The organism is Nocardiopsis sp. NPDC055879 (genome assembly GCF_053615935.1).
In genome coordinates this window covers 1-10163 of record NZ_JBSHCT010000020.1, presented here as the reverse complement: position 1 = coordinate 10163, position 10163 = coordinate 1, and the positions used below count along the sequence as shown (strand labels likewise).

Here is a 10163-nt window from a genome sequence, read left to right as displayed (position 1 = left end):
CCGACCCCTAATACCGCACCGGCTACGGGGGGGGGGGTCGGCCGCCCCCGCGCGGCACCCCGCCCTCGTTCCACCGGGGAGTCCTACTCCCACTCGATCGTGCCCGGGGGCTTGCTGGTCACGTCCAGCGTCACCCGGTTGATCTCACGGACCTCGTTGGTGATCCGGTTGGAGATCAGGGCCAGCACGTCGTAGGGAACCCGCGACCAGTCCGCGGTCATGGCGTCCTCGCTGCTGACGGGGCGCAGCACGACCGGGTGACCGTAGGTGCGGCCGTCACCCTGCACACCCACCGAACGCACGTCGGCGAGCAGCACCACCGGGCACTGCCAGATGTCGCGGTCCAGCCCGGCGCGGGTGAGCTCCTCCCGGGCGATGGCGTCGGCCTCGCGCAGGATCTCCAGCCTCTCGCGCGTCACCTCGCCGATGATGCGGATGCCCAGGCCGGGGCCGGGGAAGGGCTGGCGCCACACCATCTCGGAGGGCAGGCCCAGCTCCTCGCCGACCCGACGGACCTCGTCCTTGAAGAGCTCGCGCAGCGGCTCCACCAGGGTGAACTGCAGGTCCTCGGGAAGGCCGCCGACGTTGTGGTGCGACTTGATGTTGGCGGTACCGGAACCGCCGCCGGACTCCACCACGTCCGGGTAGAGGGTGCCCTGTACCAGGAACTCGACCTCGGAGCCGCCCTCGCCGCTCTCGTCGACGACCTCACGGGCCGCCTGCTCGAACACGCGGATGAACTCGCGGCCGATGATCTTGCGCTTCTCCTCGGGGTCGGTCACCCCGGACAGCGCGGTGAGGAACCGCTCCTCGGCGTCGACCACCTTGAGCTTGGCGCCGGTGATCGCCACGAAGTCCTTCTCGACCTGCTCGGACTCGCCCTTGCGGAGCAGACCGTGGTCGACGAACACGCAGGTGAGCTGGTCACCCACGGCGCGCTGGACCAACGCGCCGGCCACGGCGGAGTCCACGCCACCGCTGAGGGCGCAGATGACTCGCTTGTCGCCGATCTGGGCGCGGATGCTCTCCAGCTGTTCCTCGACGATGTTCACCATCGTCCAGGTGGGACGGCAGCCGGCCCCCTCGTACAGGAAACGGCGCAGCACCTCCTGGCCGTGCTCGGTGTGCATGACCTCGGGGTGGAACTGGACGCCGAACAGGCGGCGCTCGGTGTCCTCGAAGGCCGCGACCGGGGCGCCCGCGGTACCGGCGATGCTCTTGAAGCCGTCGGGGGCCTGGACCACGGAGTCACCGTGCGACATCCACACGTTCAGCTCCGAGGGCATCCCCTCGAACAGCACCGAGTCGGCCGTGGTCGACATCCGGGTGCGGCCGAACTCACTCAGGTCGGTCCGGTCGACGACCCCGCCCAGGGCACGCGTCATCGCCTGGAAGCCGTAGCAGATACCGAAGGTCGGGACCCCAGTCTCGAACAGCTCGGCCCCCACGTTCGGGGCTCCCTCGGCGTACACCGAGGACGGGCCGCCGGAGAGGATGATGGCCTTGGGTTTCTTGGCGAGCATCTCCTCGACCGGCATGGTCGAGGGCACGATCTCGCTGTGCACGTGACACTCGCGGACCCGTCGCGCGATCAGCTGCGCGTACTGCGCACCGAAGTCGACGACGAGGACGGTGTCGAACGTGCTGTCAGCAGCAACGGACACGACGGAGGACCTTCCGCAGAAAAATCGGGATGTCCGTCCAGTCTAGGGCGTTGGCCATGTTCGGGGCGCCCGCTCGGGTATGCGAACCGGCACGCTCCGGGCTCAGCCCGAGAAACCGTTCGGGTTGGCCGACTGCCAGCGCCAGGCGTCCTCACAGGCGTCGGCGACGGACTTCTGCGCCTTCCAGCCCAGTTCGCTCGCGGCCGCGGCGGGATCGGCGTAACAGACGGCGATGTCGCCCGGTCGGCGGCCGACCACCTCGTACGGGATGGTGTCACCGGTCGCGCGTTCGAAGGCGCGCAGGCTCTCCAGGACCGAGGTCCCGTGCCCGGTGCCGAGGTTGTAGATCCGGTGCCCGGGGGCGTCGGCCAGGTGGTCGACGGCGGCCAGGTGCCCGGCGGCCAGGTCCACCACGTGCAGGTAGTCGCGCACCCCGGTGCCGTCGGGGGTGTCGTAGTCGTCGCCGTAGACGCTCAGCTTCTCCCGACGCCCGGCGGCGACCTGGGCGATGTAGGGGAAGAGGTTGTTCGGGATGCCCTGGGGGTCCTCGCCGATCAGGCCGCTGGGGTGCGCGCCGATCGGGTTGAAGTAGCGCAGGGAGATGATCCGCCAGTCGGATTCGGCGGTGGCCAGGTCGTCGAGGATGCGCTCGGCGAACAGCTTGGTGCTGCCGTAGGGGTTGGTGGTGGACAGGCCGGCGTCCTCGGTGATGGGCACCCGCTCCGGGTCCCCATAGACCGTGGCCGAGGAGCTCAGGACCAGGTCACGGACCCCGGCGTCCCGCATGGTCTCGCAGAGGGTGAGCAGCGCGTCCAGGTTGTTGCGGTAGTAGCGCAAGGGCTGGCGGACGGACTCGCCCACGGCCTTGAGCCCCGCCAGATGGATGACCGCGTCGACGTCGTGCCGATCGAAGATCGCCCGCATCGCCTCGGGGTCGGCGCAGTCGGCCCGGTGGAAGGTGAGGGCGCGACCGGTGATCCGCTCCACCCGACGCAGCGACTCCTCGTGGCTGTTGACCAGGGAGTCGACCACCACCACGTCGTGGCCCGCCTCCAGGAGTGCGACGGCGGTGTGGGAGCCGATGTACCCGGCGCCACCGGTGAGCAGGACGTTCATCGATCCATCCCCTGGAAGTGAGGGTGCTGCTGACCCCTCCAGGATAGGCAATGCCCCGACCACGGTTCGTACCGTGGCATGAGGACCTTCGTCGCGGCGCTCTGTAGCGTGTGGAACCATGTCCGCCCCGTCCCCGCGTTCGTTCGCCGCCCGCGCGAAGTCCTGGTCACTCGCGCACGTGTTCTTCATGGACGTGCTCTGGGCCCTGCTCTGGTTCGTCCTGATGGTGGCGACCTGGCCACTGGCGTCGGCCTCGCCCACGGACTCCGCCGCCTACCTCGCCCTGACGGTGGGGTGCTGCGCGACGTTGAGCGCGCGCCGGGTCCGCCCACTGACCGCCTTGGCGGTACTGGCGGCACTGTTGGCGGTCCAGGTGCTCTGGATGGAGCACTTCACCACCCTGTCGGTGATCTGCGTGCTGGTCGCCACCTACACCTCGCAGACGGAGTTGTCGGCGTGGTGGCGTCGCGTGGTCCTGGTCCTACTGCTCCTGGGCACGGCCGTGGCGGTCCTGTTCATCCCTGACCTGATCTACACGGAGGACCTCGGGGTCAGGATCACCTCCTTGCTGTCCGCCTGGACGACCCTGCTGTTGTTCGCCCTACTCGGCACCGTGCGCAGGCACAACAGGGAGGAGGTCGACCGGCTCCGAGAGCACGCCCGGTTACTACGGGCCAAACGCGAACAGGAACTGAGGTTGGCCGCCCTGGGCGAGCGCACCCGCATCGCCCGGGAGATGCACGACGTCCTCGCGCACTCCCTGAACGTCATCGTCGCCCAGGCCGATGGCGGCCGCTACGCCGCGCGATCGTCCCCGGAGGCGGCGGTGACCGCGTTGGAGACGATCGGTCGAGTGGGTCGGGAATCCGCCGGCGAACTGCACAGACTGCTGGGGGTACTGCGGGAGGATCGAGAACGCGAGGTCTCCCCCATGCCCGGTCTGGGCGAGCTGCCCGTCCTGGTGGAGGAGTACCGGCGGACGGGTCTACGCGTCCGTCTGGCACAAGACGACCCACCCTCGCGCGAGGAGGCGTCCCCGCCCGCCAGCGTGGGCCTGACGGTCTACCGCCTCGTCCAACAGTCACTGGCCAACGCCCTCGAACACGCCGGCCAGGTCGCCGTGACGGTCCACCTCACCCGCTCGCCCGGGCTGATCGTGGTCACCGTGACCAACCCGATCGGTCCCGAGTCGCACGAACCCGGTGAAAGGGACGGAGGGCATGGTCTGATCGGTATGCGAGAAAGGATCGCCCTGCACGGCGGCGACTTGGAGGTCGGATGGAACGAGGGCACCGACGTCTGGCGGGTCCGTGCGAGCGTTCCCTGGGAGGAGACGTGATCCGGATCGGGCTGGCCGACGACCAGCGGCTCTTCACCGCCGGGATGGCCATGGTCATCGACTCCCAGCCCGACATGGTCGTGGCCTGGCAGGCCGGTGACGGGGCCGAGGCCGTCGAACTCCAACGCGCGGACCCGGTGGACCTGGTGCTGATGGACGTCCAAATGCCGGGGACGGACGGGCTCAGCGCCACCCGGACACTGGTGGACGCGGGCGCGCGATGTCGGATCGTGGTGCTCACCACCTTCGACACCGACGAGTACGTGATCGAGGGCATCGAGGCCGGCGCGACCGGGTTCCTGCTCAAGAACACTCCCCCGGAGGAACTCCTGGAGGCGCTGCGCACCGTACATCGGGGCGACTCGGTGGTCTCGGCGAGCTCCACCCGAAGGTTGCTCCAGCACGTGCGTCCACTATTGAGCGGCGGATCGGGGCCGTCGGCCCCTCCCGTACGGGAGACCCGAAGGGCCCTGGAGTCGCTGACCCCGCGGGAGCGCGAGGTCCTCACCGCGGTGGCGCGCGGGTATACGAACACCGAGATCTGCGAGCTGTTGGTGTTGTCCATGCCCACGGTCAAGACCCACGTGGGCAACGTGCTGGCCAAGACCGGCTCCCGGGACCGGGTCCAGTCGGTGCTGTTCGCCTTCCGCTCCGGGTTGGTGGACCGCGAGGACCTGCTCCGCGACGCCTAGGTCCTGCCTCAGACCTTGGTATGAGCCCTTTCTCGGTACCGCGATCCGATGCGCCGCGCGGGTTCGACGGTGGAGTCTCCTCGGTGGAAGGAGCCTCATGAATCACGTCATCACCACAGAGGGACTGACCAAGACCTACGGGTCGCGCACGGTCGTGGACTCCCTGGACCTGCGCGTACCCGAGGGGTGCGTCTACGGATTCCTCGGCCCCAACGGGTCGGGCAAATCCACCACGATGAAGATGCTGCTGTCGTTGGTGCGCCCCAGCCGGGGCGAGATCAGCGTCCTGGGCCGCCCCATGGACCGGCGTACCCGGCACGAACTCTCCCCCTTGATCGGTTCCCTCATCGAGTCCCCGCCGGGATACGGGCATCTGACCGGCCGGGAGAACATGGCGATCGTCCGCAAGATGCTCGGACTCACCGACGACCAGGTGGAACGCGCCGTGGCCACCGTGCGCCTACGCGACCACATGGACAAACCCGTCCGCGCCTACTCGCTCGGTATGAAGCAACGGCTGGGCATCGCCATGGCCCTGGCCCGAGAACCCCGCCTGCTCGTCCTCGACGAACCCACCAACGGGCTGGACCCGGCCGGGATCGAGGAGATCCGTGACCTCTTGACCTCCCTGGCCGGAGAGGGCGTCACCGTGATGGTCTCCAGCCACCTGTTGGACGAGGTCGACCGGATGGCGTCGGTCCTGGGGATCCTCGGCCGAGGACGATTGATCTTCCAGGGCACCCGGGCGGAACTGTTCGACCGCAGTACACCGGATCTGATCCTGCGGACCCCCGACCCCGAACGCGTCCTGGCCCTGGGGTTGCCCGCCGTGCGCACCCACGAAGGGCTACGCCTGACCGGGGTGAGCGACGACGACACCGCCGACCTCGTGCGGCGACTGGTCCACCACGACGTCCCCGTCCACGGCCTCCATCGGGTGCGCCGCTCCCTGGAGGAGGTCTTCATGGACCTGACCGGGCGGGAGGGACTCTCGTGATGCGGATGGCGGTGGGCCTGGAGGTCCACAAGACACGCGGTCTGCGTGTGTGGGTGTTGTGCCTGGTGATGGTGGTCGCCGTCGTCGCCCTGTCGGGGATGAACCTCTTCTCCGAGAGCGCCCGCGAGGGGTTCGCCGATCCGACCGCGCAACCCTGGGAGTCCCTGCTTCTGAACCAGGTGATGATCTCGGCGATGACCTCACCTGTCCTGGTCGCGGTGCTCGCCGGACGCCAGGTGGACATCGAGCACCAGGGCCAGGGGTGGTTCCTCGCCCGGGTGTCCGGCCTGGGGCCGGGACTGTTGTGCCGGGCCAAGGCTGTCGTCCTGGGTCTGGCCCTGACACTCACGGTCGTGGCGCAGTGCGTGCTGATCCTCCTCGCGGGGCTTGTCGTCGGGATCGAGGTCGCTCCCCCGATCGCCCTGTGGGCGCGCTACGGGCTCTTCCTGCTGCTGGTGAACCTGGCGCTGCTGGGCCTGCACCTGTGGCTGGCCGCCCGGGTGGACAACCAGCTCGTGGGGCTCGGGGTGGGGCTGCTGGGGGCGTTCTACGCGGTCTACGCCCTGCTGATGCCCACGTGGGTGGCCTACGTACTGCCCTGGGGCTACTACGCGGCGATCTCGCCGGTGGCGATGGCCAACGACCAATTGATCGAGGCGGCGCCCATCCCCTGGGCCTTCGCCCTGTTCCTGTGCGCCGCGGCGGCCCTGTTCCTCGGGGCGTGCCGGTACTTGGACCGAGCCGAAGGAGGTCCCGCGTGATCGTCGCCGAACTCACCAAACTGCGCCGCTCGGCCCTGTGGGTCGTCGCAGTCGTGCTGCCTGTGCTCGCGGTCACCGCGGGGACCATCAACTACGCCGCCAACCAGGGGGTGCTGTCCGCCGGGTGGGAGTCCTACTGGTCCCAGGTGGTGTTGTTCTACGGCCTCTTCTTCATGTCGATGGGGGTGGCCGTGCTGGCCTCGGCCGCTTGGCGGATGGAGCACCGAGGGCACAACTGGAACCTGCTGATGGCCACTCCCGCGCGCCCCGGGGCGATCGTGGGCGCCAAGATCACCTCACTCACCATCGTCGTGGCGGCCATGCAACTGGTCCTGCTGACCCTGGTGATCGGAATCGGGATGTTCGTGCTCGACCTGGAGGGCGCACCACCATGGGAGTACGCGGTCATCGCACTGCTCGGGGTGGTCGCGGCCCTGCCCGTGGTGGCCGCACAATCGCTGCTGTCGATGTCGTTCCGTTCGTTCACCGCACCCGTGGCCGTGGGGCTGCTGGGATGCGCGATCGGGACCGGGCTGCTCTACAGCGGCCAGGGCGGTGTGGTGTCCCACCTGTTCCCCCACTCTTTGGTCACCTCGGCGCTGTTCCTGGGCAACAGCGCCGTCTCCGACGCGGCGGGGCTCGACCTCGCGGCGATGGGGCCGATCCTGCTCGCCGCCCTGGCACTCACCGGCGGGTTGTGGGCGCTGTCCGCGTATCTGCTGTCCCGGCGGGACCTGCGCTGACCAGACGGGCGTGTTCGGGCGGGCGTGTTCGGGCGGGCATGTCCGGGCGGGCATGTCCGGGCGGGCATGTCCGGGCGGGCATGTCCGAACGAACGCCCTACTCGAACGTCCTCGCTTCCCGTCCACTGGTTTCGTGCTGCCTGGAGGCTGTTTTGGTAGGGCGCCTCAGGCCGTGATCCTGCGGGTGGTTGGGCATTGCTCGGGTGGGTTGGTGGGGCGCCTGGGGGCGGGAGTCTTGGGGTGGTTGGGCGGGGTGGGGGTGGGTTGGTCGGCCGCCTCAGGTTTCTGGCTCTTTGGGGTGATTGGGCGTTGCTCGGGTGGGTTCTCCCTCCTTCCCCGCCGCGTGATTGTTGCCGCCCGCACCGCACGCGTCAAGGCAATGTTGAGTTGCTCGTCAGCGTGGTGGGTGGCCTTGACCCGCACGGCGCGGGCGGCGGTTTGGCGGCTATCGGGGAAGGGGGGGGAGAGTGGTTGAGGTCCCAACGGCCCTGCGGGCCTTCGGCCCGCTCCGGCCGTAGCCGGCCGGATGCCTTCCCCTCCGCCTGGTCTCCTCGTGGGCCGCGTCGCCACTACGTGACCGGTGAGGTAACGAAGTACCCGCTACAGGTAGGGCGGATGGCGGGCCGCGTCCCCGCGGTAGCCACCTCTGGTGAAGCTCTCTCCCTGATGATCTTGCTCGTAGCGCCATGTTGGGCGCCCAACATGGCGCTACGGACAAGATCATCATGATGGAGAGACAGCACAGGGTTGCACGGGGTTGGTGGTGCCGGTGGGCCGGTACCAGGGGCGGGAGCCAGTACCGGGGGTGGAAGTCGTGCCGACACCCCCGATGGGAGCCACTCCGGCCCCGGAATGTGACTCTGGGTGGGGGCGCGGTGTTTCTGCCCCTGGGCATGCTGATATCCCCACAGGGCACGGGCCCTTGGGGTCTGACACCCAACCGGGGTGGTCGCGGGGTGGTGGCATTTCGCCTGGCGGAAACACGTGGTGGAAGCGGATGGTGGTGGTTAGGGGGCGGTGGCTGGGGCTGGCTCGCCTTCCCCGTCCCTGTCCCCGCTGGTCTCGGTGTCCTGTCGGTTCTGGGCGTGGTGGTGTTCCCAGATCTGCCGGTTCACCTTGGCCTGCAACCGGTGCTTGAGCCGGTTATGGGTCGAGCACAACACCTGCATGTTCTCGGCGCTGGTGGCCCCGCCGTGGGAGAAGGGGACGATGTGGTCGTACTGCGACCAACTACGCGGCACATCACAACCCTCGTGCCACTCGCAGTAAGGCTTCTTGAACCCCGCCGCCTGGCGCACCGGATCCGGAGCGCACCGCTGCTTACGCCCCACATCCAACAGGGTCCGGCCCTGTTCGTCGGTCACGAACCGGCGCAGCCAACTGTGGGGGGTCAGGCGGGCCACCATCTGGTCGGGGATGACCACACCGTCCTCGGTGACGGCGGGTTCAGCCGTCTCATCGCCCAGGAAGCGTGTGAGGGGGACGGTGATGTTGATGGTCGCCAGAGGTTGGCGGCTCAGACTGGAGCAACCCCGGTGGCCCAGAGCGGTCTCGAAGATGCGCATCATCGCGTCATAAGTGCGCTGATGCTTCGGCATCGCCGCGTTCTCCGGCCCATACGGCTGCGTGTAAGCCTCCAGAGCGGCCTGGATCAGCTCGTTATCGGCCCCCGGCCCCCACATCCGCAACAAAAACCCGGACTCGAACGTGGGCGAGAACTGCGCGCCCCGGTTCTCGAACGTTTCGTCATAGTCCCGGTCGGCCTTATCCGGGTCCAGGCGGGCCACGAACCATTTCGCCGCGTCCCGCAACTGGCGCACCGAAGCCTGCGGGCACTCGGCCTTGAAACCGATCAGCCCGAATTCCAACCGGGACCGAAACCCCTCCACCGAAGGACGCTGGGCACGGAATTCCTCATCCGCCGTTTCCAGGACCTTCGCCCACTCGGTGGTGGCCTTTTCGGTGGAGGTCGCGATCGCGCACGCCTCACCCAGCGACAGGGCCTCGTTCTGGAAGGCTTCTTCCACCAGGGGCAACTGCTGCTGGTACAACGCTCGGGCGAGGGTGGCAAGGCTCTTGGCCTCGGCCGGAGAGGTGCCCCACTGGTGGGTGATCCACGCCTGGATACTGCGCTGGCCGCCCTCTTCCAACAGGGCGCCGGTGGCCTCCATGCGGGCCAGGGCGGGCAGCATCCCATAGCGGATCCGGTCGACTTCCCCATTGAGCCGGCCGAACTGTGCGAGCACATCGGCTTCACACCCGAACGGGATATCCCGGCCGGAGAACTCCACCGCCATCTCCCGCGCACCCGCCATCGCCTTATCGACCGGGGTGTTCCCGGTCGGGCGCGATGCGTGGGGAGGAAAGCTCATACTCTGATTATACGCGAACACACCAGGAAATGGAGGCTTACCGGTGGGTATATTCAACCTATTTCCATGTCGGTGAATGTGCCTATTATAGATGGGGTGGCCATTCTGGGTTATCCACAACCCCTTCCCCTATGACCGGATCCACCTATTACGGAGATGCTCCTAGCGACTTCGATGGAGGGGCTCTGAATGGAAACGATCTTGTCCGTAGCGCCATGTTGGGCGCCCAAATGGGCGCTAGGAGCAAGATCATCGCTGTGAAGACCAGGGCCGGCTACCGCGGGGACGCGCCCGGCCCCGTGCCTCACCTGTAGCGGGGCCTTCGTGACCGGACCCGTCACGTAGTGGCGACGCGCCCCACGAGAAAGCCAGACGGGGGAAGGAATCCGGCCGGCCACGGCCGGAGTGGGCCGCAGGCCCGCAGGGCCGTTGGGACCTCAACCACTCTCCCCCCTTCCCCGATAGCCGCCAAACCGCCG

8 protein-coding genes are annotated in these 10163 nt (G+C 68.3%); 5 read left to right on the top strand and 3 right to left on the bottom strand.

Features of this window, described 5'->3' with window-relative positions; genetic code table 11:
- Positions 1–83: 83 nt before the first annotated feature.
- Together guaA and galE are read right to left on the bottom strand one after the other, a co-directional pair.
- Positions 84–1664 (bottom strand): glutamine-hydrolyzing GMP synthase, encoded by a 1581-nt coding sequence (guaA, locus tag ACWGKS_RS22615; protein WP_358515894.1) that lies wholly within the window; start codon positions 1662–1664, stop codon positions 84–86.
- A gap of 102 nt (positions 1665–1766) precedes the next feature.
- Positions 1767–2780: a UDP-glucose 4-epimerase GalE gene (gene galE / locus ACWGKS_RS22610; protein ID WP_358515897.1), complete on the bottom strand. Its 1014-nt coding sequence runs from the start codon at positions 2778–2780 to the stop codon at positions 1767–1769.
- A 118-nt stretch (positions 2781–2898) separates the two neighbouring features.
- On the opposite strand from galE, the gene ACWGKS_RS22605 reads away from it, so the two are divergent.
- The 5 genes from ACWGKS_RS22605 (at position 2899) to ACWGKS_RS22585 (ending at position 7312) form a co-directional block, all read left to right on the top strand.
- Positions 2899–4119: a sensor histidine kinase gene (locus ACWGKS_RS22605; protein ID WP_452523974.1), complete on the top strand. Its 1221-nt coding sequence runs from the start codon at positions 2899–2901 to the stop codon at positions 4117–4119.
- A complete protein-coding gene (locus tag ACWGKS_RS22600; protein ID WP_358515903.1) occupies positions 4116–4811 on the top strand; it encodes a response regulator transcription factor in 696 nt (231 codons plus the stop codon). Before ACWGKS_RS22605 ends, ACWGKS_RS22600 begins: the two co-directional genes overlap by 4 nt.
- A gap of 97 nt (positions 4812–4908) precedes the next feature.
- On the top strand, positions 4909–5808 hold the full coding sequence (locus ACWGKS_RS22595; RefSeq protein WP_358515906.1) for an ABC transporter ATP-binding protein: 900 nt from the start codon (positions 4909–4911) through the stop codon (positions 5806–5808).
- The gene (locus ACWGKS_RS22590) at positions 5808–6569 is read left to right on the top strand and encodes an ABC transporter permease (RefSeq protein ID WP_358515915.1); all 762 of its coding nucleotides are present in this window, start codon (positions 5808–5810) and stop codon (positions 6567–6569) included. Before ACWGKS_RS22595 ends, ACWGKS_RS22590 begins: the two co-directional genes overlap by 1 nt.
- Positions 6566–7312, top strand: coding sequence for an ABC transporter permease (locus tag ACWGKS_RS22585; protein WP_358515909.1), 747 nt, complete (start codon positions 6566–6568; stop codon positions 7310–7312). Before ACWGKS_RS22590 ends, ACWGKS_RS22585 begins: the two co-directional genes overlap by 4 nt.
- Positions 7313–8319: 1007 nt before the next feature.
- Here the strand turns inward: ACWGKS_RS22585 and ACWGKS_RS22580 are convergent.
- The gene (locus ACWGKS_RS22580) at positions 8320–9684 is read right to left on the bottom strand and encodes a DUF222 domain-containing protein (RefSeq protein WP_452523972.1); all 1365 of its coding nucleotides are present in this window, start codon (positions 9682–9684) and stop codon (positions 8320–8322) included.
- Positions 9685–10163: the final 479 nt, after the last annotated feature.